At 67.7% G+C, this 21,333-nt stretch carries 20 protein-coding genes; 15 read left to right on the top strand and 5 right to left on the bottom strand.

The annotated features are described in order from the left end of the window. A complete protein-coding gene (locus MANAM107_RS09020; RefSeq protein WP_179899334.1) occupies positions 1–300 on the bottom strand; it encodes a hypothetical protein in 300 nt (99 codons plus the stop codon). Between the two features lie 264 nt (positions 301–564). On the opposite strand from MANAM107_RS09020, the gene MANAM107_RS13125 reads away from it, so the two are divergent. The 15 genes from MANAM107_RS13125 (at position 565) to MANAM107_RS09100 (ending at position 17,438) form a co-directional block, all read left to right on the top strand. Beyond that, positions 565–1,248 carry an SAF domain-containing protein gene (locus MANAM107_RS13125; protein WP_263421891.1) on the top strand — a complete coding sequence of 228 codons (684 nt, stop codon included), beginning with the start codon at positions 565–567 and terminating at the stop codon, positions 1,246–1,248. Continuing rightward, a complete protein-coding gene (locus MANAM107_RS09030) occupies positions 1,248–2,006 on the top strand; it encodes a CpaE/TadZ family protein (RefSeq protein WP_223907591.1) in 759 nt (252 codons plus the stop codon). Before MANAM107_RS13125 ends, MANAM107_RS09030 begins: the two co-directional genes overlap by 1 nt. Then, a complete protein-coding gene (locus MANAM107_RS09035; RefSeq protein WP_179899331.1) occupies positions 2,003–3,319 on the top strand; it encodes a TadA family conjugal transfer-associated ATPase in 1,317 nt (438 codons plus the stop codon). The genes MANAM107_RS09030 and MANAM107_RS09035 overlap by 4 nt, the downstream gene beginning before the upstream one ends. Beyond that, positions 3,316–4,197 carry a type II secretion system F family protein gene (locus MANAM107_RS09040; protein ID WP_223907594.1) on the top strand — a complete coding sequence of 294 codons (882 nt, stop codon included), beginning with the start codon at positions 3,316–3,318 and terminating at the stop codon, positions 4,195–4,197. The genes MANAM107_RS09035 and MANAM107_RS09040 overlap by 4 nt, the downstream gene beginning before the upstream one ends. Continuing rightward, entirely contained in the window at positions 4,194–5,117 is a 924-nt protein-coding gene (locus MANAM107_RS09045) for a type II secretion system F family protein (protein WP_223907597.1), read from the top strand. The genes MANAM107_RS09040 and MANAM107_RS09045 overlap by 4 nt, the downstream gene beginning before the upstream one ends. A gap of 39 nt (positions 5,118–5,156) precedes the next feature. Continuing rightward, positions 5,157–5,366 carry a hypothetical protein gene (locus MANAM107_RS09050; RefSeq protein WP_179899328.1) on the top strand — a complete coding sequence of 70 codons (210 nt, stop codon included), beginning with the start codon at positions 5,157–5,159 and terminating at the stop codon, positions 5,364–5,366. Next, positions 5,366–5,770, top strand: a complete 405-nt coding sequence (locus tag MANAM107_RS09055) for a TadE/TadG family type IV pilus assembly protein (protein WP_179899327.1) — start codon at positions 5,366–5,368, stop codon at positions 5,768–5,770. Before MANAM107_RS09050 ends, MANAM107_RS09055 begins: the two co-directional genes overlap by 1 nt. 101 nt (positions 5,771–5,871) lie before the next feature. Continuing rightward, positions 5,872–6,234, top strand: coding sequence for a TadE/TadG family type IV pilus assembly protein (locus MANAM107_RS09060; RefSeq protein ID WP_263421958.1), 363 nt, complete (start codon positions 5,872–5,874; stop codon positions 6,232–6,234). A 35-nt stretch (positions 6,235–6,269) separates the two neighbouring features. Beyond that, a complete protein-coding gene (locus MANAM107_RS09065) occupies positions 6,270–6,698 on the top strand; it encodes a TadE/TadG family type IV pilus assembly protein (protein ID WP_179899326.1) in 429 nt (142 codons plus the stop codon). Continuing rightward, the gene (locus MANAM107_RS09070; RefSeq protein WP_223907602.1) at positions 6,695–9,370 is read left to right on the top strand and encodes a LysM peptidoglycan-binding domain-containing protein; all 2,676 of its coding nucleotides are present in this window, start codon (positions 6,695–6,697) and stop codon (positions 9,368–9,370) included. The genes MANAM107_RS09065 and MANAM107_RS09070 overlap by 4 nt, the downstream gene beginning before the upstream one ends. Before the next feature lie 10 nt (positions 9,371–9,380). Continuing rightward, positions 9,381–14,099 (top strand): FtsK/SpoIIIE domain-containing protein, encoded by a 4,719-nt coding sequence (locus MANAM107_RS13130; RefSeq protein ID WP_263421892.1) that lies wholly within the window; start codon positions 9,381–9,383, stop codon positions 14,097–14,099. Then, positions 14,089–14,409, top strand: coding sequence for a hypothetical protein (locus MANAM107_RS09085; RefSeq protein WP_223907604.1), 321 nt, complete (start codon positions 14,089–14,091; stop codon positions 14,407–14,409). Before MANAM107_RS13130 ends, MANAM107_RS09085 begins: the two co-directional genes overlap by 11 nt. Positions 14,410–14,685: 276 nt before the next feature. Beyond that, on the top strand, positions 14,686–15,192 hold the full coding sequence (locus tag MANAM107_RS09090) for a hypothetical protein (RefSeq protein WP_223907607.1): 507 nt from the start codon (positions 14,686–14,688) through the stop codon (positions 15,190–15,192). 430 nt (positions 15,193–15,622) lie between these two features. Beyond that, a complete protein-coding gene (locus MANAM107_RS09095; protein WP_223907610.1) occupies positions 15,623–16,645 on the top strand; it encodes an IS630 family transposase in 1,023 nt (340 codons plus the stop codon). Positions 16,646–16,664: 19 nt separating this feature from the next. Beyond that, positions 16,665–17,438, top strand: coding sequence for a hypothetical protein (locus tag MANAM107_RS09100; protein ID WP_223907613.1), 774 nt, complete (start codon positions 16,665–16,667; stop codon positions 17,436–17,438). 122 nt (positions 17,439–17,560) lie between these two features. Here MANAM107_RS09100 and MANAM107_RS09105 read toward each other — a convergent pair whose 3' ends face one another. From MANAM107_RS09105 to MANAM107_RS09120, 4 genes are all read right to left on the bottom strand, one after another. Further along, positions 17,561–18,622, bottom strand: a complete 1,062-nt coding sequence (locus MANAM107_RS09105; protein ID WP_223907616.1) for a hypothetical protein — start codon at positions 18,620–18,622, stop codon at positions 17,561–17,563. Continuing rightward, a complete protein-coding gene (locus MANAM107_RS09110) occupies positions 18,619–19,320 on the bottom strand; it encodes a hypothetical protein (RefSeq protein WP_223907620.1) in 702 nt (233 codons plus the stop codon). The genes MANAM107_RS09105 and MANAM107_RS09110 overlap by 4 nt, the downstream gene beginning before the upstream one ends. A gap of 133 nt (positions 19,321–19,453) precedes the next feature. Next, on the bottom strand, positions 19,454–20,389 hold the full coding sequence (locus MANAM107_RS09115; protein ID WP_223907623.1) for a hypothetical protein: 936 nt from the start codon (positions 20,387–20,389) through the stop codon (positions 19,454–19,456). Between the two features lie 101 nt (positions 20,390–20,490). After that, on the bottom strand, positions 20,491–21,162 hold the full coding sequence (locus tag MANAM107_RS09120) for a hypothetical protein (RefSeq protein WP_223907626.1): 672 nt from the start codon (positions 21,160–21,162) through the stop codon (positions 20,491–20,493). Between the last annotated feature and the right edge of the window lie 171 nt (positions 21,163–21,333).

Genomic DNA, 21,333 nt, shown 5'->3' on the forward strand with positions numbered 1-21,333 from the left:
TCAGGCGATAGCCGTCACGGGGGTGAGGTGGCGCGCGTCGGTGACGCCGTTGGCCGTGGCGTTGTTGTTGTGGTTGGTGGCCACGTCGGAGGCGCCGGCGGCGAGGGCGTCCTCGAAGGCCACCAGCTTGGGCTTGAACTCGTCCCAGGCCGCACGGAAGGCGGTGGCGTTGGGGCTCTCCCACACCGCCGCGCTCAGGGAGCTGTCGGTGGTGGTCTGGATGTTGTGGCACAGCTGAACGTTGTTGCTCAGGGTGTCGTAGAGGGCGGCCAGGGTGTCGAGGTCTGCCTGCAAAGACATGAAGAACTCCTTGTTGGTCCTTGGGAAACTGGCAACTCGCGGCGTGCGCCGAGAGCAACAACGTCGTCGATAATCGAGTGTGTTGTCGCCCATACCCTGACACGGGAGCACCCCATCGTGCAAGGAGAAAACTCCCCATGAGATTTTAGCGGTTGTCACGCGCCCAATGACCCCCTCAGGGTCACGATTGCGATACGGTACTGCCGCCCCATCGCCCACTGAGAGGTGCCCCTCACCATGGCCCAACCCCAGGATGGACGCGCCATGCGCCGCCATGACCGTGATGCGCGCGGCCTGAGATCCACCCAAGCCGCCAAGGCCGACAGCGCCGGCCGGCTGCCCTCCGCGCCCCGCGAGAGGCGGCCACTGCTGGCCGTGCTGGCGGTCCTGCTCATCGTGGGCGGCGCGGCACTGGCGGGGTTCCTGGCCACCCGGCTGGACCACAGGGTCGAGATGCTCGTGGCCGCCGACACCATCAGGGCGGGCGAGGTCATCGAGCGCGAGGACCTGGTCTCCACGCCCGTCTCCTCCGGCCTGGGTACCCTCATCCGCACCGATCAGGTCGATCAGGTCGTGGGCAGGACCGCGCGCGTGGAGATCGCCAAGGGTCAGCTCCTGGACACTTCCCAGCTCGCGGCCGCGGCGATCCCGGGGGAGGGCAGGCAGGTGGTCGGCGTCTCCCTGGAGGTCGGCCGCTTCCCCGCCAACGGCTTCAAGGCCGGGGACCTGGTGGATGTCATCGACGTCAATGGGCAGTCGGTCTCCATCAGGGGGGCGCAGGTCCTCGACGCCGTGCCCACCTCCGGCACGGACGGGGACTGGAACTCGGGGGCGGTGGTCTCCATCATCGTCAACGAGGCGGATGCGGCCGCCCTCGCCTCAGCGGGTGCCGGTGGCGGCATCGCCGTGGTCCTGTCCACCTCGGATCAGCCGATCCAGGAGGGCTGATGCTGGTCTCGATCGCCTCGGTCAAGGGGGCTCCCGGCGCCACGACCGCAGCGCATGTCATCGCCGCGATCTGGCCCCGGCCCGTGCTGCTGGCCGAGCTCGACCCCGCGGGCTCGGACCTGCTGTACCGGGCCCGCACCGAGCAGGGCCAGCCCCTGGACCCCAACCGCGGCGTGGTCTCCCTGGCCGCCGCGGTGCGCAGGGACCCCGCGGCCCGGGTGGAGGAGCACCTGACGGTCATCAGCGGTGGCCTCGACGTCCTGCTGGGCCTTGCGCGCCCCGACCAGGCCACCGCGATCGGAGCCGGATGGGCGGGCCTGGCCGCCAGCCTGCGGCGCCACGGGGACGTCATCGCCGACGTCGGCCGCATCGCACCGGGGGCACCGAGCCTCGGGGTGGCCCTGGCCTCCGATATCACGGTGCTGGTCACCCGTCCCGGCGTGGAGAACTACGGGCACCTGCGGGAGCGCCTGCTGTGGATGCTCAACGACGCCGGTCACCGCGCTGAGCGGCTGCGGCTGGGCGTCATCCTCATCGCTCCGTGGAAGAACCGCCACGAGGGCGCGGACCTGGCCCGCCTGCTGCACTCCAGCGGTGTCAGTGCCCCGGTCCTGGGAGTGCTGGCGCACGATACCGGTGCGGCCGATGCCCTGGCGGGGCGCCGGGCGCTCCCATTGGGGCGCAGCCTGCTGGTCAGGTCGGCGCGCACCCTGCTGCCCGCCCTGGCCGACCTTCCGATGAGTGGAGCGGTGCGATGAGCGTTGACCAGAACCTTGTGCGCCAGATGCGCGAGGAGGTCGCCGATCTCCTGGCCCAGCAGCGGCGCGACGACGCCACCTCGGGCATCCCCCCGATGAGCCCGGAGGACGAGCGGCAGTTCGCCCGTGCCCTCATCGGCCGCGTCCTGGAGCAGCACGCCCGGGGCGAGATCGCGGCGGGGCGCAGCCCCCTGAGCGCTCAGGACGAGGAGGAGGTCTCCCAGGGGATCCACGCAGCCCTGTTCGGTGTGGGCCGGCTCCAGCCGCTCCTGGAGGACCCCGACGTCGAGAACGTCGATATCAACGGCTACGACAACGTCTTCATCCAGTACGCCGACGGCCGTGAGGAGCGCGGGGCGCCGGTGGCCGACTCCGATGACGAACTGGTCGAGCTGGTCCAGGTCCTGGGCTCCTACTCGGGACTGGCCTCCCGTCCCTTCGACTCGGCCAACCCCCAGCTCGACCTGCGCCTGCCGGACGGCTCGCGCCTGTCGGCCGTCATGGATGTGTGCTCCCGTCCGGCGGTCTCGGTGCGCCGGGCCCGCCTGGATCGCGTGGGCCTGGAGGACCTGGTGCGGCTGGGAACCCTGACCCCGCGCCTGGCGGCCTTCTGCTCCGCCGCGGTGCGCGCCCGCAAGAACATCATGATCGCGGGGGCCACCAACGCGGGCAAGACCACCTTCCTCAGGGCGCTGGCCAACGAGATCCCGCCCAGTGAGCGGCTCATCACTGTGGAGCGCGCCCTCGAGCTGGGACTGGGGGAGTTCGCCGACCTGCACCCCAATGTGGTGGCCTTCGAGGAGAGGCTGCCCAACTCCGAGGGGGCGGGGGCCATCTCCATGGCCGACCTGGTGCGCCGCTCCCTGCGCATGAACCCCTCGCGGGTCATCGTCGGTGAGGTGCTGGGCGATGAGATCGTCACGATGCTCAACGCCATGAGCCAGGGCAATGACGGCTCACTGTCCACCATCCACGCCAACTCCTCCTCCGAGGTCTTCAACCGCATCGCCACCTACGCGATCCAGTCCGCGGAGCACCTGCCCCAGGACGCCACCAACCTCCTCATCGCGGGCGCGGTGGACTTCGTCATCTTCCTGACCCGGGAGAACCGCTTCCACCAGGGCGGCAGGATGCGGCGCTACGTCGCCTCGGTCCGCGAGGTCAACGGCGTGGACGGGCGCGTGCTCTCCAGCGAGATCTTCGCCGACGACCGCAGCGGCATGGCCCAGCCGGCCGCGCCCATCTCCTGCGTGGCCGACCTCATGGCCGCAGGCTATGACCCCGCCGCCTCCTACGCCGGGAGGGTGGCATGACTGACTCGACGGCCATGGTCGCCATCCTCTCCGGGGCGCTCATCGGCGGGGGCCTGTTCCTCCTGGTCGGCTTCTTCATGGGCGCCGACATGCTTCCCGACTCGGGGCGGGGGCAGAGCAGCGGCCTGATCAAGAGCATGTCCAAGCGGACGCTGGCCGCGGTCGGAGTCGGCGTGCTCATCCTGGTCCTCACGCGGTGGATCGTGCTGGCCGGGGCGGGAGCATGCCTGGTGATCGTCTGGCCGCTGCTCTTCGGCGGGGCCAAGCAGGAGAAGCTCGCCGCTGCACGGATCGACGCCCTGGCCACCTGGACGGAGTCGCTGAGGGACACGATCGCCGGCGCGGTGGGCCTGGAGCAGGCCATTCCCGCCACGGTGTACGCCGCGGCGCCTGTCATCCGGGACGATCTGGCGCTCCTGGCGGATCGGATGCGTGTGCGCGTGCCCCTGCCGACGGCGCTGCGCCAGTTCGCCGACGACCTCGACGATCCCACGGCGGACCTCATCGTCGCGGCCCTCATCGTCAACGCCCGCCTGCGCGGCCCGGGCCTGCGCCAGTTGCTGGGGGCCCTGGCCGATACCGCGCGCGCCGAGCTCGACATGCGCCAGCGGGTCTCGGCCTCGCGTGCGGGGACCCGGCGCTCGGCCCAGATCGTGGTCATCTTCTCCGTCGTGGTGATGCTGGGGCTGGCGCTGTTCAACAAGGACTTCGTCGCGCCCTACGCCTCGATCCAGGGCCAGCTGGTGCTCCTGGTCGTCATCGGCCTGTTCGCCATCGGGATGATGTGGATGCGCGTCCTGGCCGGAGTGCGCCTGCCGCGCCGCTTCCTGACAGTGCGCGCGGTCGACGTCGGTCCTGAGGGGGGTGCGGTGCGATGATCACCTGGATCCTCCTGGGAGGCGCCTTCAGCGGCGCGGGCCTGCTGCTGCTCGTCATCCTCATCGCACCGCCCGCGGTGCAGCCCGCCGCGGCACTGGCCGAGCTCGATACGCGCCGTGACGAGGACCGCCTCCGCCAGGATGTCCGTCGCCTCAACCCCAGGGAGGGCGCCACACCGGCATGGATGGACACGCTGGGCATCCGGGCCGCCGCGATCCTGAGGCGCTCGGGGATCGAGATCTCCCCCCTCACCGGTGACCTGGCGGTCCTGGGACGCTCCCTGGAGCGCCACCTGGCCGTCTCGCTGCTGATGGGGGTGGGCGCCTTCGTCGCCCCGCTGCTGATCGTGGCGCTCCTGGAGACCATTGGCGCCCCCATGAGCTGGACGACGCCGCTGCTGGTCAGTGTGCTCCTGGGCCTGGCGATGGGAGCTCTGCCCACGGTCCGCCTGCGCCGTCAGGCGGAGGAGGCGCGGCGGGACTTCCGCCACGTGGTGGGCTCCTACCTGGATCTGGTCTCCATGTCCATGTCCGCCGGCCGCGGTGTGCCCGAGGCCCTGGACTCGGCCTCCAGCCTCTCCGACGACCCGGCCATGGTCCGTATCCGTGACGCCCTGGACATCGCCCGGCTGCGGGGGGAGACCCCGTGGGCGGCGCTGGGGCAGCTGGGCACCCAGCTGCGCATCTCCGAGTTGAGGGATCTTTCCGCGGCACTGGCCCTTGTGGCCGAGGATGGGGCGAAGATCCGCGAATCCCTGGCCGCCAGGGCCTCCAGCATGCGCCGCAAGGACCTGGCCGATGCCGAGGGCAAGGCGGGGGAGAACTCCGAGTCCATGCTGGTGGCCCAGCTCGTCATCGCCATCGGCTTCATCGTCTTTCTCATCTACCCGGCTCTGACCGGGATCCTGGGCAATTCCTGATTGCCCGGCAGTTCACCAACCACAGGAAGGGAAGGAATCATGCTTCACCTGATCTGCACACTCCAGATCCTCTCGGGCCGCCTGCGCGATCGCCTCTCGCAGCCGTCCTCCGATGAGAGGGGCGCCTCGACCGTCGAGTGGGTCATCATCACCGGCATCCTCATCGCCCTGGCCGCCGTTGCGGGGCGGGCGGTGTACGCCATGGTCTCGGAGGCCTCCAGCAACCTGCAAGTGCCGACCGTTCCCTGATGATCCCGACCCGGATGCGCCGCCTGCGGGACAGGAGGGATGAGACGGGGGCCTCCAGCGTGGAGCTGCTCGTCTTCTTCCCCCTGCTCCTGCTCATCGTGCTGTTCACGGTGCAGGTCGCACTGAGCTGGTACGGCAATGAGGTGGCGATCACCACGGCCCGGGAGGTTGCTCGCGAGATCCGCAGTGGCAGCAGCCCGGAGAAGGCGGAGGCGGACGGTATCGCCTACGCCCATCGGGTGGGGGGCAAGGCGCTGGCCGAGGTCGAGGTGTACACAGTCATCAAGGGCAACGAGGTCGTCGTGGTGGTCTCGGGGGAGGCGATGGACGTCGTCGCCGGCCTCGCACCGCGCGTGGAGGCCTCGGTGACCTCGCAGCTGGAGACCTTCCGGGAGGACACGTGAGTGCGATGGGCGCCGCGGGCCGGCTCCGGAGCCCGGCATGCCGTCTCAGCAGATGCCTCGCCCGCCTCAGGGGCGGGGAGTCGGGAACGATGTCCGTGGAGATGATCATCCTGGTTCCCGTGCTCTTGCTCATCGTCATGATCGCGGTTGCGGGGGGCAGGCTGGTCTCGACCGAGAGCATGGTGCAGGCGGCGTCTCGTGATGCCGCCCGGGCCGCCTCCATGGAGCGGTCCTCCAGCGCGGCCTCCGCGGCCGCCAACGCCAGCCTGGCGGCTGCCGACACCGCCAGGGCCAACTGCTCCTCCACAACGAATGTCGGCAGCTTCGGGCGCGGCGGGGTGGTGCGGGTGACGGTCAGCTGCCGAGTGGAGCTGGCTGATCTCGGGCTGGTCTTCCTGCCCGGCAGCACGCAGGTCGAGGCGACCTCGACCGCACCGGTGGACACATGGAGGGGAACGAGATGAGCATGCGGCGCCGGCGCCAGTCACCGTGGCTGAGAATGCCCTCCTTCACGCAGGAGCGCGGCTCGGTCTCCGTCTTCGCGATCATCATCGCGGCCGTCCTCATCCTGGTGGCGGGCCTGTGCATCGAGGGCGGGAGGGTGCTGACCGCTCGCGCCTCCATGACCGACGACGCCGAGCAGGCCGCCCGCGCGGGGGCCCAGCACCTGGCCGACAGCAGTGTCCGCTCAGGAGGCGACATCGTCCTGGACACCTCCGAGGCCCAGGCTGCCGCCCGCGGCTACCTGGTCCAGACCGACCATGCCAATGACTCCGAGGTGGTGGTCACCCCCAAGACGGTGACCGTCACCATCGAGCACAACGTGCCCACCTCCATGCTGCGCCTGGTGGGCCTCGATTCAGTTCATGTCACGGCGACCGGCCAAGCCCGGGTCGCTGTGGGAATCTACGGGGAGGAAGACCTGTGAGTGCCGAATCCGCTCTTGTGAGAGGCCCTGAGCGCTTCCGGGCGCCTGCGGGCCAGGACAGGCCCTCGCCCCTGCGCTCCATCCTGGCCGCGGGTGTGCTGCTCCTGATCATCGTGGGCCTCCCCCTCCTCCTGCTCCAGACAGTGGGCCTGCCCCCGGTGCCCCGGGAGTTCCACGCCTCCATGCTGCTCCAGGCGGTGTCCCTGGAGGTGCTGCTCGGAGTGCTCTACTGGGTGCTGTGGCTGGCATGGCTGCAGTTCACCGTGTGCACCGTGGTGGAGATCGTCTCGGCGGTGCGCGGGCAGGGGATGCCGGTGCATGTGCCCCTGTCCGGAGGCATCCAGGGCCTGGTGCGCAGGCTCGTCATCTCCATGCTGCTGGCCAGTGCCCTGAGTGCGCCCGCCGCGGCGGCCGTGCCCGCACTGCCCTCCCACGCCGCGGCCCAGGCGGCCGCCTCCGCCCAGGAGATGGGGGCGGCGGGCGCCGCAGGCCAGGGCACCACCGGGGTGCAGCCGGCCGCAGGCGGGATCGCGGGGCAGGACGCCTCCGGCCACGAGGCCGGGCAGAGCAGCGAGCATGTGCGCTACATGCTGGGGGATATCGAGCTGGACCCGGAGACCGGCCAGCAGCTGGTGGGCCAGCGGGTGTACGTCGTCCAGCCCCCTGACGGGCGCTACCACGACAACCTGTGGGACATCGCCGAGCGCAACCTGGGCGAGGGGCGGGGCTACCAGGAGATCTACGACCTCAACGCGGGGCGTCTCCAGCCCGATGGCCGCTCCCTGGAGCTGGCCCGGCTCATCCAGCCCGGATGGCTGCTGGTCATGCCCGATTCCGCGGAGTCCGTGGAGCGCGTGGTGGCGGTGCCCGTGGAGAACCCGGCGCCCCCGCCCCAGATGCTGGACCGCTCCGCCGCCGTCCAGGAGGCGGAGAACCGGGTCAGTGCCGTCCAGGACGTCGCCCCGGCCCAGATGCCCGCTGTCGGCTCCCTGCTGGCGGCCTCGCTCGTGGCACTGCTGGCGCGCCGGCGCCGTCAGTGGGTGGGCGCCGCGCCGGGGGAGGAGGCCGGCGAGCTCGAGAGGCTGCTGCGCGTGGGGGCCGACGAGGCCCGCTCCCTGCGTCTGGACGCGGTGCTGCGCTCCTTGAGCGCCATGGAGGAGCCGCCCCGGCCCTACGCCGTGGCCATCAACGACACCGCCTGCTACATGCGCCTGAGCCAGCCCCGGATGGAGGCCCCGGCGCCCTGGCAGGTGCAGGACGGGGGCCTGACCTGGGCGATCCCCGCGGGCCAGGAGCCCGCGGTCCCGGCCGGGGTCCCACCGCTGCTGCCCGGCCTGGTGACGATCGGACGGGATGCCAGCGGTGCCGACATCCTCATCGACCTGGCCGCGGCCGATGGGGAGGTCGGCGTCGTGGGAGACCCCATGATGGCCGCCGAGATGGTGGGGGCGCTGGCCCTGGAGCTGTGCACCAACCCGTGGTCGGAGGGCGCGGAGGTGGCGGGCTCCGGACTGCCCCCGGTGCTGCACGAGATGCTGGGCGGGCGCCTGCAGTCCCCCCATGAGCTGGTGCACTCGGCCGGTGCTCGGGAGACCGACGGCATCCTCACCGGCCGGCATGAGGCGCCCACGACCTTCATGCTCGTCGCCGGGGGCGATGTCCTTCCGCCGCTGCCCCCGGGCCGCAGCCTCGCCCTGGTGCGCACCGGCAGTGACCGCGGCGCGCGATGGAGGATCGAGATCGACGCCTCCGGCACCGCCCGCATCGACCCGCTGGGCATCACGGTGACGGCCACGCGCGCCACGGAGCACGAGCTGGCCGGCCTCGCCGAGCTCCTGGCGGCCCCGGCCCCGGTGGATGGCGGCCGCCCGCCTGTGCCGGACCCGCCCCAGCCCCCGGTGATGACGGCGGTCATGCGCACGGCACCGGTGCGCATCCATATCCTCGGCGAGACCCTGGTGGAGGCCGGGGGCGCCGTGGACCGCGCCCGCCGCAGCATCCTGACCGAGGCCGCGATCTGCGTGGCCCTCCACCCCCAGGGCATCCGCCCCGAGGTGCTCGGTGCGATGATCTGGCCCCTGGGGGTCACGGGCGACGTCATCGAGGCCACTGTGGAGCGGCTGCGCACCTGGCTGGGCACTGATGCCGACGGAGCCCCCCACCTGCGCCAGGATGCCGAGGGCCGCCTGCACATGGGCCCGGGAGTGGTCATGGACTGGGATGTGCTGCGCTCCCTGCTGGAGGCCTCCCGGAAGGACCCCCGGCGCGAGGCCGAGCTGCTCATCGAGGCGCTGCGCCTGGTGCGCGGCCCCATCGGGCAGGGCATGCCCAAGGGCCACTACGGCTGGGTGGCCCGCGTGCGCACTGCGCGCCAGTACGACGCCCTGGTGGTGGATGCCGCGCATCGCCTGGTCGAGCTGCTCGGGGACACCGATCCCGGTGGCGCGGCCGGTGCGGTCGATATCGGCCTGAAGGTGGTGGACCTCAACCAGGAGTTGTGGCGGGACCGCCTGCGCCTGGCCGCCAGGCGGGGGAGCTCCGAGCTGGAGCGGGACATCCACGTGCTCATGGAGGCCTCCGGGGTCGATGACCTCACTGCCCTGGATCCGGCGACGGCGGCTCTGATCGAGGACCTGGCGCCCGGCATGTCGGTGCGGCGCATCGGCGCCTGAGGGGACGGCAGTGCAGTTCTTCATCACGGCCCTGCGGCCCGAGGATCCCGATCCCTCGCCCCAGGACCTCATCGTCGTCGCCCAGCCCGACTCCACCGTGGCGGACCTGGCCAGCGTCCTGGACCGGTACACCCCGAGGACCCCCTCCGCCCAGCCCCTGCGACTGGTGGTGGCGGGCGGCGAGGCCCGTGAGGAGCCGGCGCCGACCCTGTGGTCGGGCTCGACCCGCCTCGATCCCCAGGCGGTCCTGGGCGGCGGGCCGATCCACGACGGCATGGTTCTGGGGCTGGGCGCGCCCCGCCCCGACGACGTGGAGCCCGGCGGCGTCGTCGAGCTGCGGGTGATCTCGGGCTGGGGCGCGGGCGCGGTCCACCGGCTGGGCCTGGGGCGCTACACCCTGGGCGGACCGGGCTGCGACATCCCGCTGGAGGGCCTGGAGGAGCAGGTGGCCGACCTGGCGGTCCAGGCGGGCGGCCGGGTGGTCCTCACCGCGCCGGAGGAGGTCGCCGAGCGCCCCCTGCCTCCGGCGCCCCCTCGGGTCAGGCCCCTGCCAGGGCCGCTGGTGCTGCCCGCCGACCGGCAGGAGGAGCCCCAGGACAAGCCGCGACGTCGCCGGCGCCGGCGCAAGCGCAACCAGGAGGAGCAGGAGGCCGATGGCCCGGTGCTGCAGGGGCGCGAGTCCCTGGATCCCGAGGGGCCCAGGAGCTACCTGGAGCTTGACCGGCGCCCCCTGGAGGGCCCCACGCCCTGGGAGGAGGGCGCGGTGCTCACCGTGGGCGAGGTCCAGCTCACCGTGGGCGAGGTCCCGCGGATCAATGCGGTGATGACCCCGACCCCCGGGGCCACCACGATCGATTTCAACCGGCCTCCGCGCCTGGCCCGTCCGCTGCGGCGCACCGAGTTCGCCCTGCCGCGTGAGCCCCAGAACCCGCGCAAGCCGCCCTTTCCCTTCGCCCTCATGCTCTCGCCCCTGGTGATGGGGCTGGGCATGTTCCTCCTCACCCGCCGTGTCTACTCCCTGATGTTCATGATCCTCTCCCCGATCATGATGATCGCCAACCAGGTCCAGGGCCGCTCCAACTCCAGGAGGAACTACGAGGACCAGCTGGCGCGCTACGAGCAGGAGCGGGAGATCGCCGAGGACGCCGCCTTCCGGGCGCTGACCGAGGAGAGGCGCCTGCGCCGCCTGGACTCGCCCGACCCCGCGGAGATCCTCCTGCGGACCACGGGGCCCCGGGCCGACCTGTGGGAGCGCCGCCCCTCGGATCCCGACTGGCTGGAGCTGCGGGTGGGGACGGCGGACCTGGCCAGTGACGTCATCCTGCAGGATCCGCAGCGGCCCCGCCATGAGGAGCGCCTGCGCTGGACGGCCCCGGATGTGCCGGTGACCGTGCCGCTGGCGACGCTGGGCGTGGTCGGCGTCTCGGGGGCGAACCGTGACCGCGTGGCGCCCTGGCTGGCCGCGCAGGCCGCGGCCCTGCACTCGCCGGCCGAGCTGGAGATGGTGCTCATCATGGATCCCGGCCAGGGGCGGCAGGCGCATGAGCGGTGGCATTGGGCTCGCTGGCTGCCGCACCTGCGCAACGCCGAGGGCATGGGGGCCCGCGCGAAGGTGGGCGTGGATGATGAGTCGGTGATGCGGCGCATCAACGAGCTCGCCGATCTGGTGGAGTCCCGTTCCAACCAGGACGGCGGCGGCCGGGGCGCCCCGGCGATGGGCCAGGTCCTGGTCATCCTCGATGGTGCGCATGCGCTGCGCCAGCGCCCCGGGATGATCCGGGTGCTGCGCGACGGCCCGGGGGTGGGGGTGCGCCTCATCTGCGTGGATGCCGATCGCACCTCGCTGCCCGAGGAGTGCCGGGCGGTGGTGTCCACCGGTCCCGATATCCCCTCGGTCTCGCAGACCGATCTTGATGAGATCGAGCAGGTGCTGCTGGACTTGGTGCCCGCGGGCTGGTGCGAGCGGGTGGCCCGGGCACTGGCGCCCGTCCACGATGTCTCGGCCGAGGGGGCGGAGGGGGCCATCCCCACCAGCTCCCGGCTCCTGGATGTGCTGTCCATGCCCGAGCCCGATGCCCAGCTGGTGCTCCGGGCCTGGGAGCGCTCCAGCCGCACCACGCGCGCTGTGGTGGGGGAGGACGCCGAGGGGCTGTTCTGGCTGGATGTGCGGGCCGATGGCCCCCACGCCCTGGTGGCGGGGACGACGGGGTCGGGTAAGTCCGAGCTGCTCCAGACCCTCATCGCCTCCCTGTGCGTGGGCAATACGCCGGAGTCGATGACCTTCGTCCTGGTGGACTACAAGGGCGGTGCGGCCTTCAAGGACTGCGCGCGCCTGCCGCACACGGTGGGCATGGTCACCGACCTCGATGGGCACCTGACCTCCCGGGCGCTGGAGTCCCTGGGGGCGGAGCTGCGGCGCCGCGAGCACCAGCTGGCCGGTGCGGATGCCAAGGACATCGAGGACTATGTGGCGGCGATGCAACCGGGGGATGAGCCCATGCCCCGGCTGATGATCATCATCGACGAGTTCGCCGCCATGGTCTCCGAGCTGCCGGACTTCGTCACCGGCCTGGTGGACATCGCCCGCCGGGGGCGTTCCCTGGGGGTGCACCTGGTGCTGGCCACCCAGAGGCCTGCGGGCGTGGTGACCGCGGAGATCAAGTCGAACACGAACCTGCGCATCGCCCTGCGGGTGACCGACGAGGCGGACTCCCAGGATGTCATCGAGCACTCGGCCTCGGCGCATATCCCGCCGTCGATCCCGGGGCGTGCCAACGCGCGCCTGGGGCATGCCAGTCTGCGCCAGTTCCAGTCCTCCCGCGTGGGGGGACGCCCGCGTGGGGCGACGCCGCGCGCGGAGCTGCGGGCCGCGGACCTGAGCCTCATGGAGCTCTCCCGCCCGGAGGCGGCCCCGCCCCAGGTGGAGGAGGATGCGACGATCCCCACGGATCTGGCCACCCTGGTCAACGCCATGGGGCAGGCCCATGCCTCGACGGGACGGCCGCGGCCGCACAGCCCTTGGCTGCCGCCGCTGCCCGAGGTGGTGACGCTCACCGAGCTGGAGCATTGGACCCCGGTCCAGGAGGCGGGGACGCCGGTGCCGCATGAGGATGACGACGTTGAGGCGGCGGAGGTGGCGGCCCCGGCCCGGCCGGGCGGCGTCGAGGGGGCTGGGGAGGCGGACAGTGATGCGGCTGTGCGCGAGGCGGGTTTCCTGCCGCCGCTGCTGCTGGGCCTGGAGGACCTGCCTCGTGACCAGGACCAGCGGCCCATGGTGTGGGACTACTGCCGGGAGGGGCACCTGGGGATCGCGGGGGCGCCGCGCTCGGGGCGCTCCAGTGTGCTGCGTGGGATTGCGGTGGCGGTGGCTCGTACGGCCTCGGCCGAGGAGGTGCATCTGTATGGGATCGATGCGGGGACGGGGGCGCTGCTTCCGTGCATGTCGTTGCCGCATTGCGGGGCGGTGGTGACGCGCGATCAGCCTGAGCGGGTGCGGCGCCTGCTGGATGTGCTGGGTCGGGAGGCGGCCAGGCGCCAGCAGCTGCTGGCCGCCCAGGGGTATGCGGCGCTGTCCGAGCAGCGTGCGGCGGCGCCGTCGGAGGAGCGGATCCCCTACTTGGTGCTGCTCATCGACCGGTGGGACTCCTTCACGGCGACGTTTGAGTCTGTTGATGGTGGGGCGCTGCTGGAGCGGGTGGAGACGCTTATGCGCGAGGGGCCTGCGGTGGGCGTGCGCGTGGTGGTGGCCGGTGACCGCACGCTGTTCCGGGGGCGTTTTGGGATGATGCTGGAGGATCGTCTGGTGCTGCGGCTTCCTGCCGCCGAGGACTACGAGGTGGTGGGGATGCGTCCGCGCGATGTGCCGTTGACGATGCCCGATGGGCGGGCCTTCCGCAGTGGGGTGCGTCCTCGCGAGGTTCAGCTCGCGCTGCTGACGGCGCAGACCGCGGGAACCGCGCAGGTGGCGGCGATTCATGCGGCTGGCCGTGAGAGCGTGGAGCGCTGGGGCGAGACCCCGCGCAGCAGGCGCCCGGGGAGGGTCGATGAGCTGCCGGTGATGATCTCGACGGCGGATGCGCTGGAGCTGGGGCCGGAGTTGGCGCCGGGGTCCTTTGCCCTGGCGGTGGGCGGGGACAACCTGGGGTTGCTCCCGCTGTCGATGGAGGAGGCGGGCAACGGGGTCCTGGTGGCGGGGCCGCGCCGTTCGGGGCGCTCGACCGCCCTGTACTTCGGGGCGTACACGGCCGTGGAGGGCGGGGTGCATGCGGTGCTCGTTCTGCCGCGCCGCTCCCCGTTGGCCGGCCTGGCCTCGCACCCGGGGGTGCTGGGGGTGCTGGATTCGACGGCGAAGCCTGAGGATCTCAAGGGCCTGCTGTCCAGGCACGGCCCGGAGACGCTCATCGTGATCGATGACTATGACATCCTGGGCAATGACCACGTGCTGTGCGCGACGATGGAGGAGCATTTCAAGGGGGCGCGGGATAGCGCCGGCGGCATTCTCGTGGCCAGCGGTGTGGAGGAGGCCCAGGGAATGTATGGGGGTCTCATGGCGAGGCTCCGTCGAACTCGTACGGGGATCGTCATGGCGCCGCGCAGCGCCGACGATGGTCAGGTTCTCTCCGCTCGCCTTCCTCGCTCCGTTGGTGGAGCAGTGCCCGCCGGCCGGGGGATTTCCATCTCACCCGCGGGGTGGGTGTGGAGCCAGGTGCCCCGGATGGATGTCAGCTGAGAAAGGCGCGCGAATAGTCGGTAACCCGGCCGCTGTTGAGAATCCCGATGGAACGTTCCGGCTCATGACTCGCCAGGAGTACGATGCGATGGCATCCGAGGTGCAGAACATGACCAAGAATGACGGGGAGACGGATGCCGAGTTCAACGCTAAAAAAGAAGCGGCTCAGAAAAAGTTGAAGGATATTAACAGTGATTTACGCGGAATAGCCGGGGTGGAATCGGGATACCGCAACATGGTCACAGTCGGAGATGTTGAGAGTGCCTACAAAGGTAGTTTTGTGGATTTCTATGATCCCGAAAAAAAGTAATTACATTTGCTCTCCAATATTGTTGAGGTTCAAATTATGTGTCGATCTATGTCTCCAGTAGTGGCGCTATCAGTCGCGAGCATGCTATTCATTTCAGGGTGTAGTTCGTCTCAACCAGTTCTGAGCGCAAGGGACTACATGCTTCGTGCAGAGGACGTTTCCGGTGCGGTGTCATCTGAATTCACCGATGCCTTGTCGATCGAGATGGGGTGTTGGCCCATGGAGACTCTTTTCGATAGAGCGCGTTCATATCGTGAGGGTTACCCTCGCGCTGATGTGAGTATTGAGATTGACGAGGGTGCGATTGTTCAGGAGTCCCTGATATACGATGCGTCTCCCCCTGGTATTTTACACGACTTTCATTATGCTATTGAATCATGTTCCACGATGAGTCCTTTTGAGTATCATAGTGGGAAGTCGTCCGCTGAGGTGAGTGAGGCGGTGGAGTTTATCGATGAGGGCGAGCTGCCGGATGGGGTTGTGGGGTTCAAGAGTGTGGTGACAAATATGGAGACCGGCGAGAAGAAGACGAACGAGTGTGTGTTCCTTCGCTTCGATCATGAGGGGAAGAAGGGGCTGATCTACTTGGCGGTGACGAATCCGTCGGGTGAGCCTGCCGACCTGTCTCCAATGGATCTGATCGATCCTGCCTTGCGCAATGCGGAGGCAGCCCTGGACCACACAGGCCTGGACTCTTCGACACCCTCTCCTGCGCCCACCACCACCGCTGGCACCTCAGAAGCCCCATCTGCAGCCGGCTCGCCAATACAATCCAGTGAGTGAGGTTCGTTCGTGATATTGAAAACTGACCGCATCTGCTAAACAATGTTGTGGAGGTTCAAATGCTGCGTCGATCCATGTCTCCAGCAGCGGCACTATCAGTTGCGAGCATGCTCTTCATCTCAGGGTGCAGTTCGTCTCAACCAGTTCTGAGCGCAAGGGATTACATGCTTCGCGCAGAGGACGTTTCCGGTGCGGTGTTATCTGAATTCACTGATTCCTTGTCAATCGAGGCGGGGTGTTGGCCCATGGTGACTCTTTTCGATAGAGCGCGTTCATATCGTGAGGGTTACCCTCGCGTTGATGTGAGTATGGCCGGCTTTGAACGAAACCGTATTCCGGAGCGTTCTTGGGTGGAGTTTAGCGCGGATGCGGTATAGAATGGGTGTATGAGGGTTGATGTGACGTCGGAAGAACGCGAGGTCCTTTTGAGGTGGAGAAGCGCAATGACACTCTGATTCTCGTGAGATTGAAAGCCGGGGCGATTCTCTACGCTTCCCGAGGTGTTGATACGGGCGTCATTTTTGAGATGGTCGACCGCACCGCAAGGAACGTGGGGGAATGGCTCTCGGATTGGCGGCGCTCCAGGCTGTGCTCGGTGGTGAGCGGTCATGGCGGCAACCAGAAAGCGGCCGAGCTCACCAGGGATCAAAAGGCCCAGCTCGAAGAGGTACTGAGGCTGCCGCCCGAGCAGTCGGGGATCAAGGCTCAGTTCTGGGACGTGCCAGCCCTGCGTGATGTGGTTCAGGCCAGGTTCGGCGTCCAGTACGCCCCGGAGTCGTCCTACCAGCTGCTGATGCGTTTCTTGGGCATGAGCCTCAAGCTGGCCGACCCCTTCGAGAAGCGCTGCGACGAGGACGCCATCACCGAGCGCATGGCCCAGATCCGCCAGGAAGTCGCCGACCTGCTGGCCGGCGGGTGGGAGGTGTGCACCGTCGATGAGGTCCGCATCGAGCACGAGGCCGAGACCCGCCGCATGTGGCTGCCCAAGGGCGAGCGGACCAAGATCCACGTCGATCGCACGCGCTCGGCGCACTCCTTCTTCGGGGCCTTGAGCCTGCGCAATAAGAAGATGAAGGTCTACCCCATTGAGGGAAACCAGAACGCCGAGCAGATCATCATGGCCCTGACTCGCTTGATCAAGCAGACAGGCACCGGCAAGATCGCCGTGGTGCTGGACAACGCCGGGTTACATCACGCCAGGGCCCTCAAGGAAATGCTCAAACCAGGAGGCCAGTTCGAGAACCTCAGACTCATCTACCCACTTCCCTACGCACCGGACCACAACCCGACCGAGCACGTCTGGAACGCCGCCAAGGCCAGCATCGCCAACATCCAGAAAGACACCCCCGAGGACACCTGTGCAGCATTCATCGACTACATCAACAGCCGCACCTTCGACTACGACTTCGAACACCTCCCAATAAAAACCCAAACAAACGATCTTGTTTCATGACCGCCATAAGAAAAGTCCCATGAATGACGCCAATAGTTTTATGAAGGAGGTGCATGTGCTGATCCGAAGAATGATCTGTTCGCTGATGGCTGTGCTGCTGCTTGTGGCTGGATGCTCACTGGGTGGGGAGCGTGATCCTCGTGAGATGACGGCCGAGCGGATGCTGGAGGTTGCTGATGTTCCGGGTGCCACGTCATCAGAGATTACGAGAATCGACGAAATGACAGGATGTATAGATATGAGGCCGGTGCTGCACAGATTCTATTCACGTGGAGAAAAATACCCTCCTACAACTATTCGACTTGATTCCAGTAACGGAGTACTCGTACAGCAAACTCTTATATATGAGAGTACAGGGAGTAATCCGCTCCGCGATGTTCAGTATGCGATAGATGAATGCATTAAGACGGCTCCTATGAAATACAGAATAGATTTTCAAGCTACTGAACTCTTTGAGCCCCTTGCTCAGAATGTCGTTCCGTATGGTGTTCTGGGGTACACCAACGTTGTCACGAACGAGAATGCTGGCACGAAGAGCACGACGCAGCGTGTTTTTCTTCGCTTCGATCATGAGGGTAAGAAGGGGCTGATGTACTTGTCGGTGACGAATCCGTCGGGTGAGCCTGCCGACTTATCTCCGATGGATCTGATTGATCCTGCCTTGCGCAAGGCGGAGGCAACCCTGGACCACACAGGCCTCGGGTCTTTGACGCCCTCGCCTGCGCCCACCACCACCGCCGGCACCTCAGAAGACCCATCTGCAACCGGCTCGCCAACCCAGGCCAGCGAGTAGAAGCTTCCCGATTATCAGGATTCCTGCACCAAGTACACTGTGCAGACCAGATACACCGTGCAGACCAGATACACTGTGCAGAAGTGCGCCGGTGCAGTGCTCTCCAGATGAGAGTCAAGAGGTCAGGGGGCCGAAGGCTTACCAGTGCTGTTAAGCACCTGGGCCTCGGCCACAGGAATACCCACCGTGCTCGTCGTCGTCACCGCGTCAAGAGCGCCACCAGCGCCATCCGACGCAGTAAATTCCGTCCGGTACGACACGGAGATCTTTACTGGCGTGGTCCCTCCAAGATGAGCACTGGAACGAGTGAAGGTCACCGAGCAGTCCGTCGCACCAGCATCCTGCGCCCATGGCCGTCCAAAACCCTCGCAGTCCTCCACCAGATCAGGTCCCGACAGGCTCAGCCCACTCGACCGGGCCGTGACCGTCGCCGTTACCGGGCCAGCGGTCGCCGTCGCAATCACCTCCGCCGGGGTCTCAGTGGCCCACACCCACGTCTGGAAGCCCACCAGTGTGCCACCGGAGCTGCCAAGCCTGGGATTGTAATCCACGTGAGGGTCCGGAATCGACACCGCATCCCACGCCGCCTCCGCCAGCGTCCTGCCGTCGATCAGGGGCGCCGGCGGCGTCCCGCCCGCGGGAACGAACACAGGGCCATTATTGGCGAAGAACTCCGAGGATATCCTCCGGTACTCCTCCGAAGACATATCACTGCTACTGCTCCAGCGGCACTCTGGGGAGTACCAGCGGCCCTCCGTGTCATCCTTGTGCTGATCCAGGTCGGGGTAGTCGCTCTTCCAGTCCTCCGCGCTCTCGCCAGTCATGGCCGCGGTGGCGGCAGTGCCCTGGGAATTGAGCCACTCGTACTTTTCCTTCCCGGTGGACCCCGGCGAGTAGCTGCACACGGGCTCCACCGTGGCCGCTGCTGTCGTCGAGGACTCGGAGGTTATGGCTCCGCCACCGCCGCCCGATCCACCTTCGGAATACGTGTATACCACGGAGACCGTGATCTGCTGGCTCCCGCCCGAACCGCCCGCCGAGCCCGCAGCAGTGCCAGCGGCTGAGGACTGCCCCCCGTCGCCGTGGGCCAGCCCGCCCGGGAGCAGGGCCAGCACTGCGCAGAGCGCCGGGATGAGCGAGCGGCCCGGACGCGGCGGATATGATCTGGTGGTGCTGCTCCTCATGCGGTGCACTCGTTCTGCGACTCGAAGATACTGCCGATCATCTTCCACTTCCCATCAGAATTATCCAGGATATAGCGGTGCTGGTAGCGCCCTTGTTGGGAAGGGTCGGTGGTCTCCTGACCGGCGCCGTTGAAACTGCGCACATCCCGACGATCCGTGCAAGCCACCACCTCAGCGCGCGCGGGCGCGTAGGCATCCTGCACGTCGACGTAGAGGAAGGCCACATGCACCGGGCCGGAGAGTCGCTCACCGGGCTCCAGCGCCGCATAATTGCCCTGGAAGAACGCTAGTTCATCGCCCTTGGCCAACTCCTCCGCCCCCTGAGTACCCGCACCGGTACCCGCCGGGGTGAACCACACGTTCCAAGTGAACTGGTCATAGGCGACAAAGGCCTTGAGGGCATCCTGCTGCTTCCCGTTGAGGTCCTCTGGGATGGACGTCACTTCATAGCCGATCTCCTCATTGGACAGGGACTGCGTGGTCACCTCCTGCGTCGAGGCGCTCGCCGAGGCGCTAGCCGCAGCATGCTCCTGCTCGCCGGCGGTATCCGGGGCGGAGGCCTGCGGTGAGAAGGCCGGGACCGTGGGCTGCGAGGTGGATGACCCGCCATCGGCGGAGCAGGCAACCGCACCTCCCGCCGCGATCAGCAGCGCACAGCCAGCCGCAATAGAGCGACGAACGGTACCAGAAGCAGTCATGATGATCCCTCCACATCGACAGATCAATGTTGTGATCGTACATGACAGTCCGGCCAAGAGCCAGGTGTCGTCCTACCCATGGCCCCTCAGGCGCAGGTGCGATCAAGGAGGGAGAGAGGGAGGACGTCAGTCGTCAGTTGTCACTCCCGTTGAGGGTCTGCGCCTCAGCCACGGGGATGTCGAACTGCGAGTTCGTTGTCACCGAGTTCAGGCTGCCACTGGTGCCGTCCGAAGCTGACCACGTGACCCCGTAGGTCACCTGGACTTTCAGCGGTGTTGTGCCGCCCAGGTGAGCGCTGGAGCGAGTGAAGGAGACCATGCAATCGCTTGTGGCGCCATCAGGCTCGTTCGGCGTCCACTCCCGGCCAAATCCGGTGCAGGACACCTCGCTATCGGGTGCGGACAGGTTCAGGCCCGAGGACGAGGCCGTCACCTCCGCTGAGGAGTCCCCGGCAGTTGCCGTAGCCGTGATAGAGGTCGGCGTGTCACCTGTGGCCCACACCCAGGTGTTATAGCCCACCAGCGTTGCGCCGTTCTGGCCCAGCTTGGGGTTCGTCTCGACTGTGGGGGCGGGGATGGTGATCGCCTTCATCGCAGCGCGGGCCAGGACGCTTCCAGGAATAGGGGGAGTCGGGGGCTTGGAACCTGCGGGCACCCATAGCCTTAACTCTGTGTTGGCCGTATAGAAAGCACGAAACGCGGCCCGGAACTCCTCATCATTAGCCGCCCTGGAGCGATCGCAGTAGCGGATATGCCACATGCCGCCCTCATTGGCTCTCGCCTCTGAATTCGGGTAGAGTCGGTCGGCCGCCTCCTTGGCCTTCGCGTCGTCCTTCTTCTTCTCGTAGATGGAATTCACCCACGCCCGCGCCTCTGTTCCGCTGATATACGGCTTGTGGTAGCAGATTGGCAGTACCGTGGCCTCCACCTGCTGTGACGTGGTTCCCGATCCGTCGGCTCCAGGTGCCCCTCCAGAGCCACCAGAGGCCGTGGTCGACTCCACTGACACGGTGATCGTCACGGATCCATCTCCCGACTCCTGGGCACTACTACCCGTGTTGTTGGTCATAGCAGCAGCCTGGGAGGCTGTAGTCAGTGCTACCAGGCTCACGATCGGAAGAAGCACGCCGATCAGGGCGGCCTTCCCGACGGAATGGCGGCGCAATACTGTCAACAACTGCCGAGCCCCTCTTGCCTGGCGATTGCGACGATCCACCTGTCGCCCTCCTTTGTCATCTCTATCGTCTCAGCATAACGACCATGATCGTTGGGGTTGCTCACGTCTTCGCCGTCCGCAGATACCTTCCGTGTCTGAGTTTTGTCGGAGCATGTCCCGACGATCGCGGTGCTCGTCTCGGCACTGACTTCAACATGGGTGATGTCGACGATGTAGGTGCCCTCATAGTGCTCCCCGGCGGCCTTCAAATGGTTGTAGGTATTGGTGTAGGATTCCAGGGCCTGGCCGGTGAGGACTATCTGTGCCTCATCCATTCCGTTCATGGTGCGAACAGTTCCCCATGTGACATGGTCGTAATAGGCGAAGTCGCGGGCGACGGCGATCTGCTCTGGGGTCAGATCTGATGGGAGGGAGGTGATGGTGTAGCTGATGTCGGGCCGGGAGAGCTCCTCGGTGGTGATCGAGGTGCTCGAGCTCGTCGCCGTGGCGTCGGCCCCGGAGGGGGTGTCGGTAGTGGAGCCCTCGGAGGAGGCTGAGGGTGGGGCCCCTGAGGCCTGTGCTGTGGTCTGGGGCGTGTACTGGGCCAGGGTTGTCGGGTCCGAGGCCTGCTGCCCGCCTGAGGAGCAGGCCCCCACCGCGGCCAGGGCCAGGAATGCGGCCAGCACCCCTCCTGCTGCCCGGTTGCGTGCACTTCCCACGATGAGCCCTCCCATCACGTGACCTTACCGTTACCATCGCGCAATCTACCCACAGCAGCTCCCATGATCCAGCAGGCACCACGACCGCCCCCGGGGAGCCCTGCCCATGACCGCGCACCGACGACCCGCATCCCCGCC

It is taken from the genome of Actinomyces capricornis (genome assembly GCF_019974135.1).
GTDB lineage: Bacteria > Actinomycetota > Actinomycetes > Actinomycetales > Actinomycetaceae > Actinomyces > Actinomyces capricornis.